Here is a 24,137-nt window from a genome sequence, read left to right on the forward strand (position 1 = left end):
ATAGGATGTTGAGATGGAGTTCTTTAGCACCGCCAATACATTAGTTCAGATTCCAGTATGGGGAAGTGTTTACGATTTGTCGTATATTGAGGCAGTAGGCACTATTGCCGGCTTACTGTGCATTTTATTAGCGAGTTTTGAAAAAACGATTAATTACCTATTTGGTCTAATCAACGTCACTCTATTTGCGGTGATTTTTTTCCAAATTCAATTATACGCAAACCTGCTTTTACAACTCTTTTTCTTTGGTGCCAATATTTATGGCTGGTATGCTTGGAGCCGAATGTCCAGCTCTCAAGAGGCAGAATTAAAAATTCGTTGGCTAAGTTTACCGAGCGCATTAACCACATTAATTATTTCTGTCCTCGCGATTATTGTTCTGACGTTTAATATTGATGCTGTCTTTGGTTTATTAGCCAACTGGGCTGTGGCGGTATTAAATCTGTTTGGTGCTAATTTAGTGATGCCAGTGCTTGAACCCGATGCTTTCCCATTCTGGGACTCGACGATGACCGTATTGTCGGTTGTGGCAATGATCCTAATGACTCGCAAATATGTGGAAAATTGGCTGTTATGGGTAGTAATTAATGTCATTAGCATTGTGGTTTTCTTTATCCAAGGTGTTTACGCCATGTCGTTGGAATACCTACTGCTACTCGGTATTGCTCTAAATGGTTCTCGTCTATGGATGAAATCTGCGAAAGAAAATGGCTCTGAGCCAATGTCTCGTGGCTAGATAAGAAAAAATACAAAAAAACGGCTAAAGTAACATCCTCGTTGTTTAGCCGTTTCTATATGTTTTTACGCTATAAAACTCATCTAAAATCTAGTAATTGTGCTAGATATCAGTATTTGACCTCATTTTATAATCAAACCACAATTTAATGATGATTTTCTGGTCTGTTTGGTTGTTTACAGATGCTCGGGGAACGGTTAGATTAAAAATTCGATACCTGTCGCATTTCAAGTTATTTGTTAGCTATTGAGATTTAAAAGGTATGTAACTCAACTTCAGTAAAAAATAATAAACAGTGGATATACCGGTATGAACTATCAGAACGATGACGTCAGAATAAAACAGATAAAAGAATTATTACCTCCTATTGCTCTGCTCGAAAAATTTCCAGCAACCGATAAAGCTGCGTTTACCGTTCATGAAGCTCGCCACGCTATTCATAATATCCTTGTGGGAAAAGATGACCGTCTTGTTGTTGTCATTGGCCCTTGCTCGATTCATGATACAAAAGCCGCGTTGGAATATGCTCAGCGTTTGAATGAATTACGTGCTGAGTTAAAAGATACCCTTGAGATTGTTATGCGTGTCTATTTTGAAAAACCGCGTACAACAGTAGGTTGGAAAGGGTTAATTAATGATCCTCATATGGACCATAGTTTCAATATCAATGATGGTTTACGAATTGCCCGTGAGTTGCTCTTAACGATCAATGACCAAGGTTTACCGACCGCTGGTGAATTCCTCGATGTCATCAGCCCGCAATATGTGGCAGATTTGATGAGCTGGGGAGCTATTGGTGCGCGTACGACGGAATCACAAATTCACCGTGAATTAGCGTCTGGCTTATCATGTCCAGTTGGCTTTAAAAATGGGACTGATGGCACCATTAAAATTGCGATAGATGCGATTAATTCGGCACGTTCGGCACACTGTTTCTTATCAGTGACGAAATGGGGGCATTCTGCAATTGTGAATACCAGCGGAAACCCAGATTGCCACATTATCTTACGTGGTGGTAAAGAGCCAAACTATAGCGCTAAACACGTTAAAGAAGTGCGTGAAGGTTTGGAAAAAGCCGGTTTAGTGCCAAGTATTATGATTGATTTTAGCCACGCCAACAGCTGTAAGAAATTTGAAAAACAGATGGAAGTCGCTACGGATGTTAGCGCTCAAATCAGTCAAGGTGACCGTTCAATCACGGGTGTGATGATTGAAAGTCATTTAGTTGAAGGGAACCAAGATTTAGAATCTAGTGAACCTTTAGTTTATGGTAAAAGCGTCACGGATGCGTGTATTGGCTGGGATGATACAGAAAAAGTATTACGCCAGCTGTCAGATGCGGTAATTGCCCGTCGTAATAAATAAACTAAAATTTAAAGAAAAAAGCCAGTTCGCTATTTTAGGAACTGGCTTTTGTTTGCTTATTTTTTAATTCGGCTGAGTAATTTTTCTATATTAGCCTGATCGTCTGCGGTTGTACTGATTGGGGTGGCAGACAATGGAATTTCTGATTCTTCAACTTTAGCAGTGAAAAATAGTTTCCCTTTCTCTGTTTTTAGATAGGTCACATCCTTGAGTGGGATACGGTAGCAAAAGGCGAAGATATTAGGGCGAATATAAAAATGGTCACCTTTAACCGCTAAATAGGTGGTGGTACAGGCTTTTTTACCGAAATAACCTAAAAAGGCTGCCAGTACAAATAAAAACATTCCCATACTTTGGCTCAATACAATCAATGCAATACCCAAAATAGCCAGAGGGATCACGGTCATCGTATTACGGCGTTTATCCATGGTTAGGCGAATATCAAAATCTACGTTAATGGTCGTATCGAATGGTGTTAGTTGATGGTAGCGCCAACGGATAGCGGAGAAAATCATTCCCATTACAAATACAATAGTAATTGGCATTAATGCAACGCTGCTGATGATAGCGATAATAATCGCCAGTGTAGGCTTATAGTTGAGTACCATCATGCTGACGATTTGGGCTGGAAAACTCACACAGGCAATGATCATCAGAGTCTTCATTAATTCTGGATTAGAACTCCCAGCTGGTCCTTCAAGTGTCATTTCACCCGTTTGTAGCATATACAGCAACGCACCTAAAATACTGGCGCTGAGGATCAACCCCACCCAGACATAAAGATTAAATTTATTCATTATCTTGTTTTATAAACCTTTCAGTTAGTTTTCCCTATGATAGTCGGTTATGGGCTATTCCGACACTCAACGCGGCATCATTTTATAATGAAAGTGAATGAAGAAGGAATTAATGACAATAAAAAAGGGCTAAGCCATCAGCTCAACCCTTAATGTAATTTGCTAGGTATCAAAAAAGTAAGTGATTACTTTGCTTTACCTTGGTTAGCAACTGCTGCTTGTTTAGCGGCGATTTCGTCTTGATTACCCAAATAGTAGCGTTTGATTGGTTTCATGTTTTCATCAAACTCATAAACCAGTGGCACTGCTGTAGGGATATTCAGGTTCAGAATTTCTTCTTCACCCATGTTATCTAAGTACTTAACTAACGCACGCAGTGAGTTACCGTGAGCGGCGATAATGACTTTCTCACCGCTAGCTACGCGAGGCTTGATCACTTCTTCCCAGTAAGGAACAACACGGTCAATCGTTGTTGCCAGGCTTTCAGTAACAGGTAACTCAGACGGTTTTAAGTTCGCATAACGTGGGTCGTGACCAGGATAGCGTTCGTCATCTTTAGTCAGGTCTGGAGGCGTGATAGCAAAACCACGACGCCATAATTTAACTTGCTCATCACCATATTTTGCTGCGGTTTCTGATTTGTCCAGACCTTGCAGAGCACCGTAGTGACGTTCGTTCAGTTTCCAGCTTTTTTCTACTGGCAACCATTGCTGTTCAACTTGATCAAGAATGTTCCATAAGGTGTGGATAGCACGTTTCAGAACAGAGGTGTAAGCGAAATCAAAAACAAAGCCTTCATCTTTTAGCAGTTGGCCTGCATTTTTCGCTTCTTCGCGACCTTTTTCTGACAGTTCTACATCAGTCCAACCGGTAAAGCGGTTTTCTTTGTTCCACTCACTCTCACCGTGTCTTACTAAAACCAGTTTAGTTACAGCCATAGCTAAAACTCCTATCAGTACATTCAAATTAGAAATGAATTATTGCTGACCTACATTATAGGGATAGTCGTCCCGAACGCTAGTGACAACTTGCGTTTTATCAATGCCAAACTAAAAAAATCAACAACATCGAGATCTTAGTAATAAATATTTAACTTAAGATGGGATGAAACGATTTAGTTTATTGGACGATTTTCAGCTTGCTTCACTTGCTTAGTAAATCATAGGTATGGACTAGATTTAACCTCAAGTGAATCGATACAGCAAGAGAAAAATTCAATAATAATATGCGTTGGATTAAGTAATACAAAGATTCAATCAATTAATGCAAAAATGGCTAGTAAGTAAATACTCACCAGCCATTGGATGGTTATTCTGGCTCAACGATTTCGATGTCATAACGGTATTTATCACCATCAGGAACAAATTTTAATCGATGGGTAATACAGGAAGGTGCATCTTCTTGGTGATGAGAAACAAACAGTAATTGGGTATTACCGCGACTAAGCATAATATCAATAAAGCGGAGTACTAACAGGCGGTTGAGCCCATCAAGCCCTTGCAGAGGTTCATCAAGAATCAACATGGCAGGGTGTTTAACTAATGCTCGGGCAATCAATATTAACCGTTGTTGACCCCATGAAAGGCTATGAAAAGGTTGTTGAGCGGTTTGAGGAGCGAAGCCAAGTAGTGCCAACCACTCATAGGCTAATTGAACTTGGCGATCTGATGGGGTTTGGTATAACCCGATTGAGTCATGGAAGCCTGAGATAATCACATTGAGTACGCTAGTAGCAACGCGATATTCTTGATGAATACTGTTGCTGACGTAACCAATATGACGCTTAATATCCCAAATGGTTTCGCCACTGCCTCGACGGCATCCAAATAGTGTGAGGTCATTACTATAACCTTGAGGGTGATCTCCTGTAATCAGGCTTAGTAATGTGGACTTACCTGCACCATTTTCACCAATAATTTGCCAATGTTGGTGAGGGTCAACTTGCCAATTCAACCCATGTAAAATGGGTTTATCATTGTAGCTCACAATTCCATTTTTTAAGATGATACGCGGAGTCTCTGGATCTAAACTCTCATCCGTAGTTGGGTCTTCTTGTTCGGGGATTGTCAGCTGTTTTATTTTTTCACTGTGTTGTAGCTGACTAATTAGAGTGTCAGCAAGTACTGACTTTCTATCACCGGAAAGCGTGAGTTTACAGTCGGCGACGATGCCAATATTTGTGACAAACTCAGGGATTAAATCAAAACGATTTAAGACCAGCACCAAAGTGAGCCCTTGCTCATGTAAATCAAGTAATAGCTCACTTAAACTGTTGCGAGAGTACACGTCCAACCCATCAAAAGGCTCGTCGAGGATTAATAAATCCGGACTTCCCATTAATGTTTGGCACAATAAAACTTTACGGGTTTCCCCTGTCGAAAGATATTTGAAGCGACGAGAAAGCAGATCACTGATACCGAATTTAGCTGCCAGCGCTAAACAATATTCATTGTCTTTATGGTGGAGTTGTATGATTTCGGCGGCACTATATCCAGTGTCTTCTTCATCGTCACTGAGCAAATCGGTATTATTACGCTGCCACTCCTCGGCGATTATTTTTGTAGCTGTTCAAAGGAGAGGCGAACAGGGGACTTAAAATTGTTTTGGTTTATGCCAGAAAGTCGCTGTAATTCACCGGAAAAAACACGTGCTAGTGATGATTTGCCGCTTCCATTTGCGCCAATAAATGCCCAGCTATCACCAGAATGAATTTCAAGTTGTTGAATATCCAGTGTGTGTGTATCACTAAGCTTAAAGCACCCATTTTGTATTATTATTGAGCCCATCTAGCATCCTTATCATTGACCATGTCTTGTACCACAGATAATCAGGTTCGCAGACAAAGTCAATAAGTAGGCGTTAGGATAAGCTAAAAAAAACCGCAGGGTTATTTGTCATAAACAAGATAAATAACTAAAAATTTAGCAAAGGGTGGCAATAATTACTTGTTCGGCATTAAATAGTGCTGTAATTGAGTCGCCAATCGCCAATTTTAACGCATCAACTTCTTGATTCGTTAAGGTTGAGCACAGGGTTTCACCACCCGCTAAAGTGACTAAAATTTCACTATTTTCAGAACCACGTTCTAAGGTAGAAACAGTTCCCGCGAGTTGATTATCGTAGTGGCTGTGATTGGGTTGTTTGGTCAGTTTTACCCATGGTGCTTTAATTAGTGCGAGCACCTCTTTGCCTTCGATTAAGCCAAGACGATTAGCACTGGATTCCGTGAGGGCTGCATTAATCACGGTTTTCTGATCGGCTAATTTTACTTGAACGTGTTGTAAAACTTGGTTGTGATCCCGGGCAATCAGCGTACCGAAAAACTGATTACGGGCACTCGTTTGTAGTGAAAATCGTGAGATAGCAGCGAGTAAGCTGTCAAGAGGGAGGCTATCTTCTTTGAGGACATCGAATGCTTTTTTCTGAATTTGTCCTAGTAAATCATATAGCTGGATTAATCTTTCCCCATAATGAGTTAATGTCGTTCCGCCACCACCTTTGCCTCCAGTGGCTCTATCAACTAAAATGTCATCGGTGAGTTGGTTCATTTCGTTGATCGCATCCCAAGCACTTTTATAGCTAATACCCGCTAACTTAGCGCCTTGGCTAATTGACCCTGTCGTTTTTATCTGTTTGAGAAGCGCGATACGGCGAGGATCGGCAAATAAACTTCCTTGTAGTTTTAATGTGAGTAGAATTTCAGCCTGCATAGCTCTCTCCCCTAGGTTTTTGGCGGTATAGATAAAAAGCACGTTTAGTATGTCGCTAGTATAATAATTTGTCTAAAATAGTATGCAATATAATGCTATTGTGCGTTATTATTTTAGTTATAGTTGATTTTTCCTCGTCAGCGTATCAGAAGGCTGGTGAGCACAGTATCACTGAAGAGGTTTTAATGTTAGAACTCATAAAAAGTTTGGGCTTTGCTCTTTTAATGGTTCCTGTTGTGATGGCGCTGATCATGGGTCTTATCTATGGTTTAGGGGCTTTCTTTAACTTGCTGTCTAAAGCTCACGTACCGCACCATCATCACAATGAAAACAAATAGTCTCCTGTAGACCATTTAGTTTTCTCGCTAATTATTGCCCTCTGGCTACTCGATAGTTGGGGGGCAAGTCATTTTTACTCGGTGAAATAGTTAGTTTTGTGACTTTTTACTATCTTTCATCATTCAACAGTAAATAACGTTATTTTTATTGAATTGTCTTAATTAACACTATTTGCTGAACAATCATCATGACCATTCTAAATTCTTAGTGTTATAATTTTGATATTATTATTTTTATAAATATTTAAACACCAAATGTTATTCAAAGGATGGTTTATGATGATATTTCGTATTTTAATCGTATTTCAATTGTTAATAATGTCTTTTAGTAATACAGCCACGGCATCCACGCTGATAAAATCATTATCAAATTGTAATGCTGATTTTTTTAAAGATGCCAGTCAAAATAATCAAATAAAACCTATAATTAATGAGTTTTATCAACAAAAAATTATAGATGGTGAAGATTTCATGAAACCAATAAGTGTTAATGAAGGTTCATTAAAACTCGATAAATTTGTAGTGAAGTATTCAAATTTTAATAAATATAAAGATGTTGTTCCAAATGCACCAACAGGTGAATATTATTATTGGGGTTTTGAGTCTAGCCAACCACTAGATGAGATTGCTCGTATATTATCTAAAGAAATAAAATTAGTAAAAATTGCAGATGATTCGTATGTATATAACCCTGTATATCGTAATTCTCTATCAGATAAATGGCTGAAAAATAGTTCTCCGGCGGGGGATATTGCACCTGACGAAGAATCGGCAGAAAAATTATTTATCATCGAAGAGAGTAGTGATAAAACGGTTACGTTATTTTGTTCTATACAAGGGAATTTAGAACCTCAAGATTTACGTGAAGTAGGAATCATCAAATGAAACTTAAATTGATAATACTATCTTCCATCTGTATTTCTGTGATGGGCTGTCAAAGCCCTCAAAAGCTTCAAGAGAAAAATACGCTTAAATCTTCAGAGTTACCTGCCGGATATATAAAATGGATGGAAACTAAATCGGCAACCATGTATATGGCTAAGCCAGAAACCGATTATTACCAAGGTAACACTGATTTAATTCAAATTGATGTGGTGACATCATTAAAAGAAGAGAATGATTTAAAAGGAATTAAATTTAATTCGATAAAAGCGACACATATCTATGACTGTCGAAAAACTAATAAATATACTGAGCGACCAATAGGATTCTTCGCCAATAAATATGCAACGGGTAAGCCTACTATTCCATATCCAGACGTAAGTAGTCGCTGGGAAATTGCAGCCGAAAATAATTTTAATGCTATTTTTTGGCAAAAACTGTGTGAGTTGAAAAATGATTCACAAAAGACATCGGATGATTTTGTGAATAACCTAAATCAGCGTGCACCAATCAAACTTAATGATTGGTTAACGTTGATAGGAGCTCAAAAATCAGAGGGAATTATTCATATTTCATATCGAGCAGATGATATGCCAAAAGCAGATTTTCATCGAAAATTGAATAGTGAAATCAAGGAAAAGCAGCTTAATAAGATATGCGATATATTTGAAAATGGTTTAGGTTTGAGTAAACCTAAAGCCTTTGTTTTAGAGTATTACAATGGTAATTTACTCGAGTCTACTATCGAGATTAATGACCAGAAATGCCAATCTATTGTCCAGTAGTTTTTCTTTCTGCATCTCTATGGGATAGGCGACGAAAACATTAACGTTGTCTATCCTCCTGTCGATATTATTATTGAGCGCTTGTAAATCCTCCATTTGTTGAGCTAGCACACCTTTATGCATTGTTTAACTTTAAGTTAACGCTATATCTTGATATATATAGCGGATTAATTAATACAAGGGTGGATTAAAATGAAAAAAGGTTTGATATCACTGGTCGCTGGCGCCACATTAACGCTTTCAATGGTGGGTAACAGTTTTGCGGCTGAGAAAATTACGGTATTTGCGGCAGCTTCGTTGACCAATGCACTGAATGAAATTTCAGCACAATATAAAAAAGAGACCAATGTTGAAGTGGTTGCTTCATATGCATCATCCTCAACGTTAGCGCGCCAAATTGAGCAAGGTGCACCAGCGAATATGTTTATTTCTGCTGACCAACAGTGGATGGATTTTGCGATAGATAAAAATTTGATGGTGAACGATACGCGTTATACCTTACTGGGTAATGAACTGGTTTTGATCGCGCCAAAAGATTCTAAAATTGATAAAGTCGAAATCAATAAACAAACTGATTGGAAAAAATTGCTAGATGGCGGACGGTTAGCTGTCGGTGACCCAGATCATGTCCCTGTTGGTATTTATGCTAAAGAGGCTTTAACTTATCTCGGTGCATGGGAAACAGTTAACCCATTATTGGCTCGTACTAATAATGTTCGTAGTGGTATGGCGCTGGTTGAACGCCAAGAAGCACCTTTAGGTATTGTTTACGGCTCTGATGCGGTTGCGAGCCAAAAAGTCAAAGTCGTGGGTATTTTCCCAGCAGATACCCATAAACCTGTTGAATATCCAATGGGAATTGTTAAAGATCAGGATAATAAAGCGACCCGTGATTATTATGAATACCTGAAAACCCCAGTGGCTTCAGAAGTGTTCAAACGTTACGGTTTTACTACCAAATAGCGAAGAGAATATATCGTTGCAGATGTTAAGTGCTTATGAATGGGAAGCGATTTACCTAAGTTTAAAGGTCTCTAGTGTGGCTGTGGTTTTCAGTTTACCGCTGGGGATCTTGGTCGCTTGGATATTAGTTCGTTGCCATTTTCCCGGTAAAACATTGCTCGATAGTATAATCCACTTGCCACTGGTGCTACCGCCAGTGGTTGTGGGTTATTTATTGTTGATCAGCATGGGAAAACGTGGATTTATTGGCGAATGGCTGTATGACTGGTTTGGCTTCAGCTTTACATTTAGTTGGCGCGGTGCTGCATTAGCATCTGCGGTAGTCGCTTTTCCGCTAATGGTCCGAGCCATTCGCTTGGCGCTTGAAGCGGTGGATAGAAAATTAGAGCAAGCAGCCCGTACACTTGGGGCGACGCCTTTACGCGTCTTTTTCACGATTACTATCCCATTATCCTTACCGGGTATAATTGTCGGTACTGTACTGGCATTTGCACGATCTCTTGGGGAATTTGGTGCGACAATCACGTTCGTTTCCAACATTCCAGGGGAAACCCAAACAATTCCACTCGCCATGTATACATTGATTGAGACGCCGGGAGCTGAAACTGATGCAGCGCGTCTGTGTATTATTGCGATTGTTTTAGCGTTAATTTCGTTGTTGATTTCAGAGTGGTTGACCCGTTGGGGCAAGAAGCGCTTAGGGGTAGCCTAATATGTTAGAACTGAATTTCTCTCAAAAATTGGGTGACTTACAGCTAGAAGTTAATACTCAATTACCCACAGAAAGTATTACCGCCGTATTTGGTTTGTCGGGAGCTGGAAAAACTTCATTAATCAACGTGATTGGTGGACTCACTAAACCCAATAAAGGCCGGATTGTCCTGAATGGGCGTACACTGGTGGATATTGAAAAAGGAATTTGCCTGCCACCTGAGAAGCGCCATATTGGCTATGTTTTCCAAGATGCACGGTTATTTCCCCATTATCGAGTGAAAAGCAACTTGCGCTACGGTATGGCGCCGGAAATGAAAGAAAGATTCGATGATATTGTTGAATTGCTGGGTATTGAAAAATTACTTAACCGATTCCCGATTACGCTGTCTGGTGGTGAAAAACAGCGGGTGGCGATTGGTCGTGCGTTACTCACCGCACCTGAAATTTTGCTAATGGATGAGCCATTAGCGTCCCTCGACCTCCCTCGCAAACGTGAATTATTGCCGTACTTAGAAAAGCTATCAAAAGATGTGAAGATCCCAATCCTGTATGTGAGCCACAGTTTGGACGAAATCTTACGTTTAGCGGATAAAGTCATCGTGATGGCGCAAGGTAAAGTTAAAGCGTTCGGGCCTCTCGAAGAAGTGTGGGCAAGTAGTGCGTTACGACCTTGGCTACAACAAGAAACGCTCAGTAGCGTTCTTAATGTAGAGGTACACAGTCAGCATCCAGACTATCAAATGACCGCGGTTTTGGTTGGTGGACAAAAACTGTGGATCCCCCGTGTCAATGTGGATAAAAACAGCGAATTACGTCTGCGAATCGATGCTTCAGATGTGTCGTTAGTGCTCGAAAAACCCCTAGTAAGCAGTATTCGAAATATTATTTCCGCCGAAGTGGTGGAATGGGTTGAGGATGGTGAGCAAGTGGATGTGAAGTTAGATCTTGGTGATGAGCATTATTTGTGGGCGAGGATCACCCGTTGGGCGAGGGATGAACTTTCGATCCGTAAGGGGCGGAAGGTGTTTGCGCAGGTTAAGTCGGCATCTCTTTCTAAAACATTCTAAAGGCTCGTTGTTCTTCACACCGCAGTGTTGTTGACTTCATTAACTCTCCCTAGTCACATACTTGTGTATGCTCCTAGGGATAGCTTCATTTGCGGCCTAGTCACAACACCAATGACTTAGAGCCTTACATTGAGTCGTTTTACAAAACATATTTGCGGATCACATCGGCGATACCCGGTTCGGTATTCACGCGAGTGACAAGCTTCGCTTGCTGCTTGATTTCATCAACAGCATTACCCATAGCAACGCCTAGTCCTGCGGTGGTTAACATACTTAAGTCATTGAAATTATCGCCAAAAGCAACCACATCATTCATGCTCATACCTTGGGCTTCGACCCATTCTTTCAGGCGTTGACCTTTGCTATTACCTTTGCGGCCTACATCCACCTGATCTTCCCACGACCATTCGCAATCTAAGTCTAATTCTGACTCAATTTCACGAACAACATCGTGCAGGCGTTGATGGTCTGGCGAGGTGACGGCAAATTTCCAAATGTACTCATATTGGTTGAGTGCATGGGCGAAATCTTCGATAAATTCGAAGTTTGGACGTTGATGTTGAGGTAAAGATTGCGCCCAATTTAATGTGCGCGTCACACCTTCAGTTTTCGTGTGATACAGCATCGCATTATCAACATACATTAAGTGTTGAATATCAGAGCCACGCAGTTTATCAATCAGCAAAGCAGCGGAATCGACGGTCATTGGGTTGGATTTCAGGACTTTTTTACCTAAATAGTCATACAGGTAAGTCCCGTTACAGCAAATCGCTGGGGTATCTAAATCCAATTCCTGATAGAACGGATGGATAGCCACATGGTGGCGACCAGTCACAATAATGACTTTGACGCCTTGGCGACGGGCTTCATTCAGTACTTCTAAAGATTCAGGCAAAATTCTTTTCTGGTGATCGAGTAATGTTCCATCGAGATCGAGGGCAATAACGCGGTATGACATAAACGACTCCATATGATTTTTTCGGATTCATTTTAGAGCCTTATGATAACTGAAGTTGATTAGTGTTTATACATCAAACTGTGCGAGGCAGGATTTTAGGGGCATTTTCTATTATTCTAGGTAGAATCATTAATTCGCTAATTGCGCTCGAATTTATCATCACTCAAGGAGTCAGGATGGATCAGGTTGTTTATGTTGCCAGCCCAGAAAGCCAACAAATTCACGTATGGGCAATGAACCAAGTCGGTGAACTTTCGCTGCTACAAACCGTGAATACACCGGGACAAGTACAGCCGATGGTGGTCAGCCATGACAAAAAATATCTGTATATTGGTGTGGGACCTCACTTGAGCGTTGTGACCTATGAAATTGAAGCTCAAGGGACATTGCGTTTTAAAGCACAAGCTAGCGTGCCGGGAAAACCCGTGCATCTGTCGTTAGATAATAGTGGTAAATTCCTATTCGTACCCTCGTATCATCAGCATAATTTAGCTGTTTTACCTATTGGTAATGATGGTGTTGCGGGAGCGCCTATCCAAGTGGTTGAAGGTCTGCGTCATCCTCATTCTTCTCATATGGATGCACAAAATCAGCAACTTTGGGTACCTTGCCTCGGTGAAGATCATATTCGCCTGTTCGATTTAGCGGATAACGGTTATTTAACCGAAGCCACCGCAGAGCAAATCACCACGGCGGCAAAAGCGGGACCTCGCCATCTCGCATTACATCCTACCGAAAATGTGATTTATTGCCTTAATGAGTTGGATTCCACCATTAATGTGTATCATAAATTTACCCGCTATCGCGAAATGCAGAATGTTGCGTTATACCCTGCGGGTAACCAGAGCCAGCGTTGGGCTGCAGATATTCATATCACGCCGGATGGTCACCATTTGTATGCCAGTGAACGTTCCGAAAGTTATTTGAGCCACTATCAAGTCTCTGATAACGGTCGTGAACTGAGCTTAGTTGGGCGTTATCCAACAGAAACTCAACCACGCGGCTTTAATATTGATGGAACGGGGCGTTTTTTGATTTCTAGCGGACAAAAATCCGATCATATTTCGGTCTCTGAGATTGATCCGATTACAGGGAAATTAACCCTATTAGCTCGCTATAAAGTATCGGCTGGTTGTATGTGGGTGACGTTTAGATAAATGTATACTGTGTCGCTGAAAGGATAACTCAGCGACATTTTCCATTACGCGGTGAGAACTTTTTCCATGGCTTGGGTGATTTTTGTGAGTTGCTCCGGTGTAATGATATACGGCGGCATCACATAAATCAGTTTACCAAATGGGCGAACCCAAACACCTTCTGCAACAAAAATCTTCTGTAATTCAGCCGTGTTAACTGGCTGCTTCATTTCTATCACACCAATGGTTCCGAGAACTCGGACATCCTGAACGCTGTCATAGCGAACTAACGGCAATAACTCTGCGATTAATTGTTGTTCGATATCTGCGACAGTTTTTTGCCATGGACTTTCTAGGAGTAACTTCAGACTGGCATTTGCTACCGCACACGCCAGAGGGTTTCCCATAAAGGTAGGGCCGTGCATAAAGCAACCCGCGTCTCCGTTACTGATGGTTTCAGCCACATGGCGGGTAGTGATGGTTGCAGAGAGCGTCATATACCCTCCTGTTAAACCTTTTCCTAAGCACATAATATCAGGTGAAATATTAGCATGATGACAGGCAAATAATTTCCCCGTACGCCCAAAACCGGTGGCAATTTCATCGGCTATGAGCAGCAGACCATATTGGTCACATAACTCGCGTACACCTTTTAAATAGTTAGGGTGGTAAAAACGCATTCCACCTGCACCTTGAACGATCGGTTCAAGGATGATGGCTGCAATATCTTGATGATCCTCTGCCAGTTGTTGCTTCAGTGGTAATAAATCGGCGTCATCCCATTCATCATGAAAGCCACATTGAGGGGCATCCACAAAAATATGCGGTGGTAAATAGCCTTTATACAGCCCGTGCATGGAGTTATCAGGATCACAAACCGCCATCGCCCCAAAAGTATCCCCGTGATACCCGTGACGTAGCGTTAAAATACGCTGACGTTTCTCTCCACGAGCTTGCCAATATTGCAGTGCCATCTTGAGAGAAACTTCGACAGCAACGGAACCTGAATCAGCTAAAAATACACACTCAAGGGGTTCTGGTGTGATGGCTACCAATTGTTTGCAGAGTGCGATTGCGGGTGGATGGGTGATACCACCAAACATCACATGGGACATTTTTCCCAGTTGTTCCGTTACTGCTTGGTTAAGTACTGGATGGTTATAGCCATGGAGAGCTGCCCACCAAGAAGACATGCCATCAACTAGCCTTTTTCCATCTGCCATGATTAGCTCTACGCCTTCGGCAGCAACGATAGGATAGGCGGGGATAGGGTGGCTCATCGAGGTGTAAGGATGCCAAATATGCTTGGCATCAAAAGCAATGTCGGAACTGTCCATATAAATCACTCGTCAACTTTTTTAGATCAATTTAGTTGACATGATAATCTCAATATTTAAACTGGCAACAACTTTTTCAACTGGAGTATTTCCGTGAGCCAATTAAAACAGTGGACAATAAAACAAGCTAATGAACTGTTTTCAATGCCTTTTTTTGAATTATTATTTCAAGCACAGCAAGTACATCGCCAGCATTTTGATCCGCAACAAGTTCAAGTGAGCACATTGCTGTCGATTAAAACTGGTGCATGCCCCGAAGATTGTAAATATTGCGCCCAAAGTGCGCGCTATAAAACTGGACTAGAAACTGAGCGCCTGATGGAAGTTCAGCAAGTTCTTGAATCAGCGAAAAAAGCTAAGCATGCAGGCTCAACTCGCTTTTGTATGGGAGCCGCATGGCGTAACCCGAAAGAGCGCGATATGCCTTACCTGGAAATGATGGTGAAAGAGGTCAAAGCCCTCGGAATGGAAACTTGCATGACCCTCGGAATGATTGATGATTCTCAGGCAAGTCGTTTAGCGGAAGCTGGGCTGGATTACTATAACCATAACCTTGATACCTCCCCTGAATATTATGGAAATATTATTACGACACGCACTTATCAAGATCGTTTAGATACGTTGAATAATGTACGTAGTGCGGGGATCAAAGTCTGTTCCGGTGGAATTTTAGGTTTGGGTGAGAAAGTCAGTGACCGTGCGGCATTGCTCGTCCAGCTGGCGAATTTACCTAAACCACCAGAAAGCGTGCCTATTAATATGCTGATGAAAGTAGAAGGAACGCCAATGGCGGACAACGAAGATGTTGATCCATTTGATTTTATTCGCACTATTGCAGTTGCACGCATCATGATGCCTACCTCCTATGTGCGTTTATCTGCGGGCCGTGAGCACATGAATGAGCAAACTCAAGCGCTATGTTTTATGGCGGGTGCTAACTCGGTATTCTATGGTTGTAAGCTGCTTACCACACCAAATCCAGATGAAAACAAAGATATTGCCTTGTTCAGAAAATTAAATATTAACCCTGAGCGTATTGAAACTGATGAAGGGGATAATTTGCAAGCTGCAAATCTGGCAGAAGCGGTACTCACCGCGGATAACTCACAGTTTTATAATGCGGCAGTCTAATGAGCTGGCAATCCTTTATTGAAACTCAATTGGAGAAGCGTAAGCAAGCTTCTGCATGGCGAGAACGTCGCTGTATTGAGAAAAGTAATGGCAGAGAACTCACTTTTGAAGGTGAAAATTACCTTAATTTTTCTTCAAATGATTATTTAGGTCTTAGCCAGAATTCAAAGGTGATTGCCGCTTGGCAACAAGGCGCGCAAGAGTATGGTGTCGGGAGTGGTGGTTCGGGACATATTACAGGCTATACCAACGCTCACAAAGATCTTGAGCAGCAGCTCGCCGAGTGGCTTGGTTACCCTAAAGCGCTATTATTTATCTCGGGATTTGCAGCAAACCATGCACTGATCAGCGCGTTAATGACCCGCGAAGATCGCATATTGGCGGATAAATTAAGTCATGCATCACTCCTTGAAGGGGCGATGCATTCTCAAGCGCAGTTACGTCGATTTAGCCATAATAGCGTGTCATCTTTGGAAAAACTGATCAGTAAGCCATTCTCCTCTAAAACCTTGGTGGTCACCGAAGGGGTATTCAGCATGGATGGGGACAGTGCACCTCTGGATGAGCTGAATACAGTTGCTCATTCTCATGGCGCTTGGCTGATGGTGGATGATGCCCATGGAATAGGCGTGAGAGGACGGCAAGGGCGGGGTAGCTGTGATGAATATAGTATCAAGCCTGATATTTTAGTGGTGACGTTTGGCAAGGCATTCGGGGCTAGTGGTGCGGCGGTATTATGTGATGAGTCCATGGCAGATTTCTTGATTCAAGCGGCGCGTCACCTCATTTATAGCACATCAATGCCACCTGCACAGGCTGTCGCATTATCCGCTGCCGTACAACAAATTCAGCAAGCCGATGCGGCAAGAGCACAGCTTCAGAGTAATATTCACCATTTTAGGAATAATATAGATTTACCCGATATGCAGTTGGTGGACTCCATGACGGCTATCCAGCCATTGATTGTGGGGGATAATGCAAAAAGCCTACAACTATCAAAATTTCTGCGGAATAAAGGGATTTGGGTTCAAGCAATACGCCCGCCGACAGTGCCCCCTGATAGCGCGAGATTACGGATTACGTTGAGCGCAGCCCATCATCAAGAGGATGTTGATAAATTATTGGAGGCTCTCCATGAGTTTAAGTTTGTTTCATGAGGGCAGCACTCAAGATATTCATTGTCGTCAAAAACAAAAAAATCGACAAAAACAGAAAATAGCGTCGGCTTTTGGGCGTGCTGCGGCTCGCTATGACTCTTTGGCTAATTACCAGCAAAACACAGGATCACAATTACTACGGCTATTAGATCAGTATGCCAATCCAGCGAGTTTATCGACATGCCATCATATTTTAGATGCAGGATGTGGAACTGGTTTTTTTAGCCAAATTATGCAGCAACGTGGGGATCAGGTGACAGCACTCGATCTTTCTGTGGGCATGCTTAATGTGGCCAAAAGCAAGCAGTCTGCCAGCGATTATGTGTGTGCAGACATGGATGCACTTCCTTTCGACAATGCCTCTTTTGACGGTGTATTTTCTAATTTAGCCATTCAGTGGTGCGATGACCTTCAACATGCATTGGGGGAGCTCTATCGGGTAACCAAGCCGGGTGGCATGATTGGATTCACGACATTGGCGGAAAATTCGTTGGGGGAATTATCCCAAGCATGGAAAGTGCTGGATGATACACCCCATGTTAATCGTTTTTTAGCCTACCCGCAGATTACCAAAAGCTGCTTACCGTGGCGCCATCAGCTTTTTCAACAAGCGGATACGCTCTATTTTTCTAATTTGATTGAGCTTCTCAACTCAGTCAAAGGGATTGGTGCCACACATTTAACAGCGGGACGCCAATCGGGGCTGATGACTCGTCAGCGGTTGCAGCAATTGATATCGGTTTATCCTGATACCGACCAAGGGCTGCCATTAACTTATCAAACAGTGTTTGGAATTATTTATCGTGACTAAGACCTATTTTGTAACGGGAACCGATACTGAAATCGGCAAAACTATGTCGAGCTGTGCATTATTACAAGCCGCAAATTTACACGGTTTTAATACTGTGGGTTATAAACCAGTAGCATCAGGGAGTGAAATGACGCCCCAAGGTTTACGTAATAGTGATGCATTACAATTACAGGTGAATAGCCGCGTTAGTGTGCCGTATGAGCAGATCAATCCGATTATCTTTGAAGCGCCGACATCACCCCATATTGTGAGCGAGAAAATGAATCAACCCATCCAATTTTCAGTGATGAGCGACGGGTTAAGAAATCTGCAACAGCAAGCGGATTGGGTATTAGTAGAAGGTGCAGGTGGCTGGTATACGCCATTATCTTCAGAGCAAATGTATGCCGACTGGGTGGTTGAGCATCAACTTCCCGTCATTTTAGTTGTTGGGGTTAAGCTGGGTTGTATTAATCATGCAGTATTGACGGCTCAAGCCGTGATAGCCGCAGGTTTATCTTTAGTGGGATGGATTGCCAATGAGGTCGAGCCCGCAGGAATCTATCAGCAAGAATATCTCACGACACTAAAACGAATGATTGAAGCGCCCTGCTTGGGGATCATTCCGCATATCGAAAATCATTCCTTCAATGATCTTGGAAAATATCTAGACATTTCCGCACTATAAAATGAGCTAAAACTCTCTATATCATGGGGTATAGAGAGGGGGGTTCTCGATTCTTTTTTCATGGGATCTTTTTTAACGTATTAGATCCTTTTTTTGTCAAGTTTCACTCTGAAAATACTACGTAGTTTCCGTAAATAAACACAAAATTCCTATTTTGTCTAAAATTGAGCGTAAAAACATTTTCATCATTTCGTCATATTTTTGAAATTTAGCCCCTTGTTAACAAATATTGCACTCATCGCGAAAGCATGGGGGTAAAGGACTTACAGAGTTATCCACTATTTCTGTGGATAACCTTGTGAATTAGCATTCTAAAACTATCCTGATGCTAGGCGACAAGCGGGTTTGCCTTTATTTGATGTGATTCTGGACTTTTGGATAATATTATTTAAATACAAATAGTTAAATAAAATCAAGCGTTCCATTTATATTTGCATTAAAGGTAAAAAAGGCAAAAGCATAAAATATCTAGTTTCAAAAAGGTCAAGCTTTATTTGGGGATAACATTTTCGTAAATAGATTTCAACCTAAGAAAAAGGAAATTTATCATCAGCACTTGAAGCTGGTTTTTTATCCAGTATCATAGGTAGGAGATTATTGATGAGGCGTGATTATGAGCAAGGATTTTAAACTGTATTCTGATTTCCAGCCTGGGGGAGATCAACCCGAGGCAATTCGTAAACTAATAGAAGGGCTGGAAGATGGACTTGCTCATCAAACGTTATTAGGGGTAACGGGGTCTGGGAAAACATTCACCATTGCCAACGTAATAGCGCAAGAAAACCGCCCAACGATGCTGATGGCGCATAACAAAACATTAGCGGCGCAGCTATACAGCGAGATGAAAGGTTTCTTCCCTGACAACGCGGTTGAATATTTTGTCTCTTACTATGATTACTATCAACCTGAAGCGTATGTGCCAAGCTCAGATACTTTTATTGAAAAGGATGCCTCGATAAACGAACATATCGAGCAAATGCGTCTGTCTGCTACTAAAGCACTATTGGAACGCCGAGATGTGATTGTAGTAGCTTCTGTGTCAGCTATTTACGGGTTAGGTGACCCAGACAGTTACTTGAAGATGATGCTGCATCTTACGGACGGGATGATTATCGATCAGCGTTCGATTTTGCGCCGTCTTGCCGACCTACAATATACTCGTAATGACCAAGCGTTTACTCGCGGTACATTTCGCGTGCGTGGTGAGGTCATTGATATTTTCCCCGCTGAATCTGACGAATATGCGCTGAGAGTGGAATTATTTGATGATGAAGTTGAGCGTTTATCACTTTTTGATCCCCTCACTGGCGCTATTCAACATCGAATTCCTCGCTTTACGGTGTACCCAAAAACTCACTATGTGACCCCACGAGAACGTATTCTCGAGGCTATGGAGCAGATAAAAATTGAGTTAGCGGATAGACGTCGGGTACTGCTGGAAAATAATAAGCTTATTGAAGAGCAGCGCGTCGCTCAACGAACCCAATTTGATTTAGAAATGATGAATGAATTGGGGTACTGCTCTGGAATTGAAAACTACTCTCGTTATCTATCGGGCAGAGCACCGGGCGAGCCACCACCAACGTTATTTGATTATTTACCCGCAGATGGCTTGTTAGTGGTTGATGAATCCCACGTTACCATCCCACAAATTGGCGCAATGTATAAAGGCGATCGCTCTCGTAAAGAGACATTAGTTGAATACGGTTTCCGTTTGCCTTCTGCATTAGATAACCGTCCAATGCGTTTTGAAGAGTTCGAAGCAGCTGCACCACAAACTATTTATGTCTCAGCGACACCGGGTAATTATGAATTAGAGAAATCCGGTCATGAGGTCATTGAGCAAGTCGTCAGGCCAACAGGGTTACTTGATCCAATCATTGAAGTTCGTCCAGTAACAACACAAGTTGATGATTTACTGTCTGAGATTCGTCTTCGTGTGGAAAAACAGGAACGTGTTTTAGTGACCACATTGACTAAGCGTATGGCCGAAGATTTAACGGAATATCTCGAAGAACATGGGGAACGTGTTCGTTATCTTCACTCTGATATTGATACCGTTGAACGTGTGGAGATCATCCGTGATTTACGCTTGGGTGAGTTCGATGTGCTGGTGGGAATTAACTTGCTGAGGGAAGGTCTGGATATGCCAGAGGTTTCTCTAGTTGCGATCCTAGATGCCGATAAAGAAGGGTTCTTACGTTCCGAACGTTCATTAATCCAAACCATTGGTCGTGCTGCACGTAACTTGAATGGTAAAGCCATTCTCTATGGAGATAGAATTACCAATTCAATGGCAAAAGCGATTGCGGAAACAGAGCGCCGCCGTGCAAAACAGATTGAGTATAACGAAGCCCATGGTATTACCCCTCAAGGGCTGAAGAAGAAAGTCGGCGATATTCTGCAAATCGGTCATAAAGTCGGGGGCAAAGGTAAAGGGCGCGGCAAAGGGAGTAACAAAGAGGATCTGGCGCTTAATATTCAGTCAATGTCGACCAAAGAGTTGGAACAGCGTATTTCACAACTTGAAGCTCAAATGTACAAGCATGCTCAAGATCTTGAATTCGAAGCCGCGGCTCGAGTTCGTGATGAATTACAAACGCTACGTAATCAATTTATTGCTAATTCGTAATATACGATAGCTCATAAAAAACCATCAATATACCAAATTGCCCTTTAGCAGTTTAACTGCGTGTTGAAGGGCTTTTTAATTAAAAGGATAAGTTAATAATTCTATTTATAACAATCAGTTATATTGTCAAGCCATTGTCGTGAATTAGGATTAACTTTTTCACAGTCCCGTAAAAATATTGGTTAGTATCTTGCTCATCGGTAGCTTTGGATGACATAGGATATGGCAAATAATCTCAGTTCTACACCTCATGATTCAGCATTTAAAGGTTTTATGACCAAGCTGGATAATGCTCGGGACTTTTTTGATATTTATCTTCCTAGTCGTATTAAACGGCTATGTTATTTTGATACCTTATCATTGACCAGTGCTTCGTTTGTGGACAAAACCCTACGTTCGCGTTTATCGGATATGCTCTATTCGGTTGAAACTGAGCGAGGGGAAGGTTATTTGTACTTGCTAGTTGAACACCAATCTACCCCTGATAAGTTAATGGGTTGGCGTTTAATGCATTATGCATTTTCCGCGATGAATCAGCATTTACAGCAGGGTAATAAGACGTTACCACTGGTGGTACCCATTCTGTTTTATCATGGAAAGCAATCACCGTATCCATATTCTCAGTCTTGGACCGATTGCTTCCAATGGTCAGATTTAGCCTATGACTTGTATTGTAATCCACTGCCCTTGGTGGATATCACTATCGTTAATGACGATGAGATTGTGAATCATCGTAAAATTGCGGCGATGGAGTTGGTTTTAAAACATTCATCACAACGGGATAACCTTTTAGCTTTATCGGAACGTTTAACTCAGGTATTCAATAACAATCAAAATCATCAAGATGATGTCATTTTAGTTATAAATTACCTCTTTAGCGTTATGGACACCCCAACTTATACCCATATAGTAAAAACGTTGGTTAACCAAACGGGTGAACATCAGGAGATTGTAATGAATATTGCGCAGCGTTTAAGAAATGAAGGTATAGAAAAAGGCATAGAAAAAGGTAGAGAAGAAGAACGGATTATTGCAAGGCAGCAAATGAGGTTGAACCTACAAAAACAAGTGGTAACGAGTTTGAAATTAGGTTTAAGCATTGATGTTATCAGCCAAATAACAGGGTTATCACTTGCTGAAATCCAAGCACTTTGCTAGTTATCGAACTCATTGTCTTTCCCCTTATACAAATAGTGGAATGACGTATCAACATTACAATGAAAAAGACTGAGTTTAGCGAAAATACTAAACCCAGCCTTTTCGTAATCTAAGGTATTAAATTGATAACTACCTTATCAGAATTAAGCGTTAGCTAGCTTACCTTGTGCTAATACAGTTTGGCGATTGCGCTCTAACTCTAATGCACCGAAGTGAGACAGTACACAGAAGATAATGCAGCAAACAATCCCACCAAGCAGTAGATAGAAACCTGCATGCCAGCCCATACGGTCAACAACGAAGCCAAACAAACTTGTTCCTAACGTTGCTCCAAGGATATAGCTCATAAACCCACGTAGACCTACCGCCGAACCTACCGCAAAACTAGGAACGATTTCCATGGTTTGTACTGATGCTAGGAATTGAGGAACATAAATTAAACAACCGACAACAGCGGCGAAGAAGGTCACCATCGCCAGAGACTGGCTCTGCCAGTAACCAATCAGACAGAAGAAAATCAGCGTCATACAAACGATCGCTAATGGCATTCTACGACCTTTAAATAATTTATCAGTCAACCAACCCGCTAATAGCGTTGATGGAATTGCAGCCCATTCGAAGAACAGAAACGCGACACTCATCTGATCTTTAGAGAAGTTTTTCTCTGTTAATAAATAGATAGGCAGCCAGCTGATAACACCAAAGCGCACCATATAAACGAACACGTCAACAAATGAGATATACCAAGCATTTTTATTTTTCAGTACATAAGTACAGAAAATTTGGAATGCGGTCATATTTTCTGGAGATTGTTCTTTCTGAGCTGAAGTCAAAATTACCTTTTCTTCTGGCATCATTTGATCCAGTGCAGGTAAACCTTCTTGTTTTGGAGAACCTTTACCAAGAACTAACACAACTCCAGCGAATAAAATCGCAACACAAGCAGGAACCATATAGCTCGCACTTTGCCAATGTTCTGTTCCCAGAACAGCAAATGCTGCCCCAACGATAGGTGCAACAATACCGCCGCCCACGTTGTGAGATATATTCCAGAATGCGCCGATACGACCACGTTCACGACGTGGGAACCAGTTCGCAATCGTAATAAATGAAGGACCAACTCCCATACCTTGGAACAGACCGTTTAGTACGACAAAACCAACGAACAGCCAAAACGCATTACTGAAGCCCATCCCAAAGTTAACCACTGCGCATAAAATTAGACCAAAGGCCATAAATGCTTTTGGACTTGCCTTATCTGCAAGGCTACTCATGATCCCTTTACTAATACCATAAGCGATTAGCATACAGCTGGTTAATAAACCGATTTGAGTGGTGCTTAAATCTAAGTTTTCTTTTAGATATGGCGTTGATAGTGTGAAGTTATTACGCACAATATAGTAAGCCAAATAACCTAAAAAAACGCTCAGTAGTGCTTGAACGCGGTAACGCTTATAGGTTGCGGAGACTTGTTCCGTTGGAACTTGTTTTTTTGCCATGGCAGGTCGTAGAAATGACAGCATAGATTCACCTGTAAAATAGAGATAAAAAGAGAAAATTGCCCAATATATTTGTCGTTTTATTTCTGACAGGCTCATCATGTTCTTGTTAAAAAAATATCGCAATATTAATGGTTTGAGTCAAAATTGACTCAATTTAATATAGGTATGGGTCAAATCGACTCATCTGAAAAAGAGGTCGGATGGATTTCAAAAAATGAGTAACTAATGGTTGATTTAATCACGCAACAATGAGAATAAAGCGGGTGACGTCAGTCATATTGGCAGAAAAGC

The 24,137-nt window shown here is 41.5% G+C and carries 21 protein-coding genes and 1 pseudogene; 15 read left to right on the forward strand and 7 right to left on the reverse strand.

Annotated elements, in window-relative coordinates; genetic code table 11:
- Positions 1-13: 13 nt before the first annotated feature.
- Together pnuC and aroG are read left to right on the forward strand one after the other, a co-directional pair.
- Entirely contained in the window at positions 14-736 is a 723-nt protein-coding gene (pnuC, locus tag EL244_RS05220; protein ID WP_126459228.1) for a nicotinamide riboside transporter PnuC, read from the forward strand.
- Positions 737-1,045: 309 nt separating this feature from the next.
- Complete coding sequence (gene aroG / locus EL244_RS05225) at positions 1,046-2,101, forward strand: 3-deoxy-7-phosphoheptulonate synthase AroG (protein ID WP_006812753.1); 1,056 nt, start codon at positions 1,046-1,048, stop codon at positions 2,099-2,101.
- A gap of 56 nt (positions 2,102-2,157) precedes the next feature.
- Here the strand turns inward: aroG and EL244_RS05230 are convergent, their stop codons facing one another.
- The 4 genes and pseudogenes from EL244_RS05230 to modE form a co-directional block, all read right to left on the reverse strand.
- The gene (locus EL244_RS05230; protein WP_126459231.1) at positions 2,158-2,898 is read right to left on the reverse strand and encodes a hypothetical protein; all 741 of its coding nucleotides are present in this window, start codon (positions 2,896-2,898) and stop codon (positions 2,158-2,160) included.
- Positions 2,899-3,083: 185 nt separating this feature from the next.
- Positions 3,084-3,836 carry a 2,3-diphosphoglycerate-dependent phosphoglycerate mutase gene (gene gpmA / locus EL244_RS05235; RefSeq protein ID WP_006812751.1) on the reverse strand — a complete coding sequence of 251 codons (753 nt, stop codon included), beginning with the start codon at positions 3,834-3,836 and terminating at the stop codon, positions 3,084-3,086.
- 370 nt (positions 3,837-4,206) lie between these two features.
- Positions 4,207-5,684 (reverse strand): annotated as a pseudogene (gene modF, locus EL244_RS05240) (molybdate ABC transporter ATP-binding protein ModF).
- A gap of 135 nt (positions 5,685-5,819) precedes the next feature.
- Complete coding sequence (modE, locus tag EL244_RS05245) at positions 5,820-6,608, reverse strand: molybdenum-dependent transcriptional regulator (protein ID WP_126459234.1); 789 nt, start codon at positions 6,606-6,608, stop codon at positions 5,820-5,822.
- A gap of 185 nt (positions 6,609-6,793) precedes the next feature.
- Between modE and EL244_RS05250 the strand changes: the two genes are divergently transcribed.
- The 6 genes from EL244_RS05250 to modC all read left to right on the forward strand — a co-directional run bounded on the left by EL244_RS05250 (position 6,794) and on the right by modC (position 11,357).
- Positions 6,794-6,946, forward strand: a complete 153-nt coding sequence (locus EL244_RS05250) for an AcrZ family multidrug efflux pump-associated protein (protein ID WP_039854347.1) — start codon at positions 6,794-6,796, stop codon at positions 6,944-6,946.
- Between the two features lie 276 nt (positions 6,947-7,222).
- The gene (locus EL244_RS05255) at positions 7,223-7,831 is read left to right on the forward strand and encodes a hypothetical protein (RefSeq protein WP_126459237.1); all 609 of its coding nucleotides are present in this window, start codon (positions 7,223-7,225) and stop codon (positions 7,829-7,831) included.
- Positions 7,828-8,613, forward strand: a complete 786-nt coding sequence (locus EL244_RS05260; RefSeq protein ID WP_126459240.1) for a surface-adhesin E family protein — start codon at positions 7,828-7,830, stop codon at positions 8,611-8,613. The genes EL244_RS05255 and EL244_RS05260 overlap by 4 nt, the downstream gene beginning before the upstream one ends.
- A 192-nt stretch (positions 8,614-8,805) precedes the next feature.
- Positions 8,806-9,576, forward strand: a complete 771-nt coding sequence (gene modA / locus EL244_RS05265) for a molybdate ABC transporter substrate-binding protein (RefSeq protein ID WP_006812745.1) — start codon at positions 8,806-8,808, stop codon at positions 9,574-9,576.
- 22 nt (positions 9,577-9,598) lie between these two features.
- Positions 9,599-10,288, forward strand: coding sequence for a molybdate ABC transporter permease subunit (modB, locus tag EL244_RS05270; protein WP_006812744.1), 690 nt, complete (start codon positions 9,599-9,601; stop codon positions 10,286-10,288).
- 1 nt (position 10,289) lies between these two features.
- On the forward strand, positions 10,290-11,357 hold the full coding sequence (modC, locus tag EL244_RS05275) for a molybdenum ABC transporter ATP-binding protein ModC (protein ID WP_126459242.1): 1,068 nt from the start codon (positions 10,290-10,292) through the stop codon (positions 11,355-11,357).
- 139 nt (positions 11,358-11,496) lie between these two features.
- Here modC and EL244_RS05280 read toward each other — a convergent pair whose 3' ends face one another.
- Entirely contained in the window at positions 11,497-12,315 is an 819-nt protein-coding gene (locus tag EL244_RS05280) for a pyridoxal phosphatase (RefSeq protein WP_126459245.1), read from the reverse strand.
- Between the two features lie 176 nt (positions 12,316-12,491).
- On the opposite strand from EL244_RS05280, the gene pgl reads away from it, so the two are divergent.
- Entirely contained in the window at positions 12,492-13,472 is a 981-nt protein-coding gene (gene pgl, locus EL244_RS05285; RefSeq protein WP_126459248.1) for a 6-phosphogluconolactonase, read from the forward strand.
- 44 nt (positions 13,473-13,516) lie between these two features.
- Here pgl and bioA read toward each other — a convergent pair whose 3' ends face one another.
- Positions 13,517-14,788 carry an adenosylmethionine--8-amino-7-oxononanoate transaminase gene (bioA, locus tag EL244_RS05290; protein WP_126459251.1) on the reverse strand — a complete coding sequence of 424 codons (1,272 nt, stop codon included), beginning with the start codon at positions 14,786-14,788 and terminating at the stop codon, positions 13,517-13,519.
- Between the two features lie 93 nt (positions 14,789-14,881).
- On the opposite strand from bioA, the gene bioB reads away from it, so the two are divergent.
- The 6 genes from bioB to EL244_RS05320 all read left to right on the forward strand — a co-directional run bounded on the left by bioB (position 14,882) and on the right by EL244_RS05320 (position 22,344).
- Positions 14,882-15,919, forward strand: a complete 1,038-nt coding sequence (gene bioB, locus EL244_RS05295; protein ID WP_006812739.1) for a biotin synthase BioB — start codon at positions 14,882-14,884, stop codon at positions 15,917-15,919.
- A complete protein-coding gene (bioF, locus tag EL244_RS05300; protein ID WP_126459253.1) occupies positions 15,919-17,076 on the forward strand; it encodes an 8-amino-7-oxononanoate synthase in 1,158 nt (385 codons plus the stop codon). The genes bioB and bioF overlap by 1 nt, the downstream gene beginning before the upstream one ends.
- A complete protein-coding gene (bioC, locus tag EL244_RS05305) occupies positions 17,054-17,887 on the forward strand; it encodes a malonyl-ACP O-methyltransferase BioC (RefSeq protein WP_126459256.1) in 834 nt (277 codons plus the stop codon). The genes bioF and bioC overlap by 23 nt, the downstream gene beginning before the upstream one ends.
- Positions 17,880-18,554 carry a dethiobiotin synthase gene (gene bioD, locus EL244_RS05310; RefSeq protein ID WP_126459259.1) on the forward strand — a complete coding sequence of 225 codons (675 nt, stop codon included), beginning with the start codon at positions 17,880-17,882 and terminating at the stop codon, positions 18,552-18,554. The genes bioC and bioD overlap by 8 nt, the downstream gene beginning before the upstream one ends.
- 613 nt (positions 18,555-19,167) lie before the next feature.
- A complete protein-coding gene (gene uvrB, locus EL244_RS05315; RefSeq protein WP_006812735.1) occupies positions 19,168-21,186 on the forward strand; it encodes an excinuclease ABC subunit UvrB in 2,019 nt (672 codons plus the stop codon).
- 222 nt (positions 21,187-21,408) lie between these two features.
- Positions 21,409-22,344, forward strand: a complete 936-nt coding sequence (locus EL244_RS05320) for an Rpn family recombination-promoting nuclease/putative transposase (RefSeq protein WP_126459262.1) — start codon at positions 21,409-21,411, stop codon at positions 22,342-22,344.
- A gap of 143 nt (positions 22,345-22,487) precedes the next feature.
- On the opposite strand, the gene pgtP is transcribed toward EL244_RS05320, so the two are convergent.
- Positions 22,488-23,867, reverse strand: coding sequence for a phosphoglycerate transporter PgtP (gene pgtP / locus EL244_RS05325; RefSeq protein ID WP_006812733.1), 1,380 nt, complete (start codon positions 23,865-23,867; stop codon positions 22,488-22,490).
- Between the last annotated feature and the right edge of the window lie 270 nt (positions 23,868-24,137).

It is taken from the genome of Providencia rustigianii, assembly GCF_900637755.1.
In the GTDB taxonomy this organism is placed as follows: domain Bacteria; phylum Pseudomonadota; class Gammaproteobacteria; order Enterobacterales; family Enterobacteriaceae; genus Providencia; species Providencia rustigianii.

Coding starts and splice junctions, on each gene's coding strand:
- EL244_RS05320 (WP_126459262.1), top strand. CDS start 21,409: ATGGCAAATAATCTCAGTTCTACACCTCATGATTCAGCATTTAAAGGT.
- EL244_RS05255 (WP_126459237.1), top strand. CDS start 7,223: ATGATGATATTTCGTATTTTAATCGTATTTCAATTGTTAATAATGTCT.
- bioA (WP_126459251.1), bottom strand. CDS start 14,788: ATGGACAGTTCCGACATTGCTTTTGATGCCAAGCATATTTGGCATCCT.
- gpmA (WP_006812751.1), bottom strand. CDS start 3,836: ATGGCTGTAACTAAACTGGTTTTAGTAAGACACGGTGAGAGTGAGTGG.
- uvrB (WP_006812735.1), top strand. CDS start 19,168: ATGAGCAAGGATTTTAAACTGTATTCTGATTTCCAGCCTGGGGGAGAT.
- pnuC (WP_126459228.1), top strand. CDS start 14: ATGGAGTTCTTTAGCACCGCCAATACATTAGTTCAGATTCCAGTATGG.
- modA (WP_006812745.1), top strand. CDS start 8,806: ATGAAAAAAGGTTTGATATCACTGGTCGCTGGCGCCACATTAACGCTT.
- aroG (WP_006812753.1), top strand. CDS start 1,046: ATGAACTATCAGAACGATGACGTCAGAATAAAACAGATAAAAGAATTA.
- modB (WP_006812744.1), top strand. CDS start 9,599: ATGTTAAGTGCTTATGAATGGGAAGCGATTTACCTAAGTTTAAAGGTC.
- EL244_RS05280 (WP_126459245.1), bottom strand. CDS start 12,315: ATGTCATACCGCGTTATTGCCCTCGATCTCGATGGAACATTACTCGAT.
- bioC (WP_126459256.1), top strand. CDS start 17,054: ATGAGTTTAAGTTTGTTTCATGAGGGCAGCACTCAAGATATTCATTGT.
- pgtP (WP_006812733.1), bottom strand. CDS start 23,867: ATGCTGTCATTTCTACGACCTGCCATGGCAAAAAAACAAGTTCCAACG.
- bioF (WP_126459253.1), top strand. CDS start 15,919: ATGAGCTGGCAATCCTTTATTGAAACTCAATTGGAGAAGCGTAAGCAA.
- EL244_RS05250 (WP_039854347.1), top strand. CDS start 6,794: ATGTTAGAACTCATAAAAAGTTTGGGCTTTGCTCTTTTAATGGTTCCT.
- modE (WP_126459234.1), bottom strand. CDS start 6,608: ATGCAGGCTGAAATTCTACTCACATTAAAACTACAAGGAAGTTTATTT.
- modC (WP_126459242.1), top strand. CDS start 10,290: ATGTTAGAACTGAATTTCTCTCAAAAATTGGGTGACTTACAGCTAGAA.
- EL244_RS05230 (WP_126459231.1), bottom strand. CDS start 2,898: ATGAATAAATTTAATCTTTATGTCTGGGTGGGGTTGATCCTCAGCGCC.
- pgl (WP_126459248.1), top strand. CDS start 12,492: ATGGATCAGGTTGTTTATGTTGCCAGCCCAGAAAGCCAACAAATTCAC.
- EL244_RS05260 (WP_126459240.1), top strand. CDS start 7,828: ATGAAACTTAAATTGATAATACTATCTTCCATCTGTATTTCTGTGATG.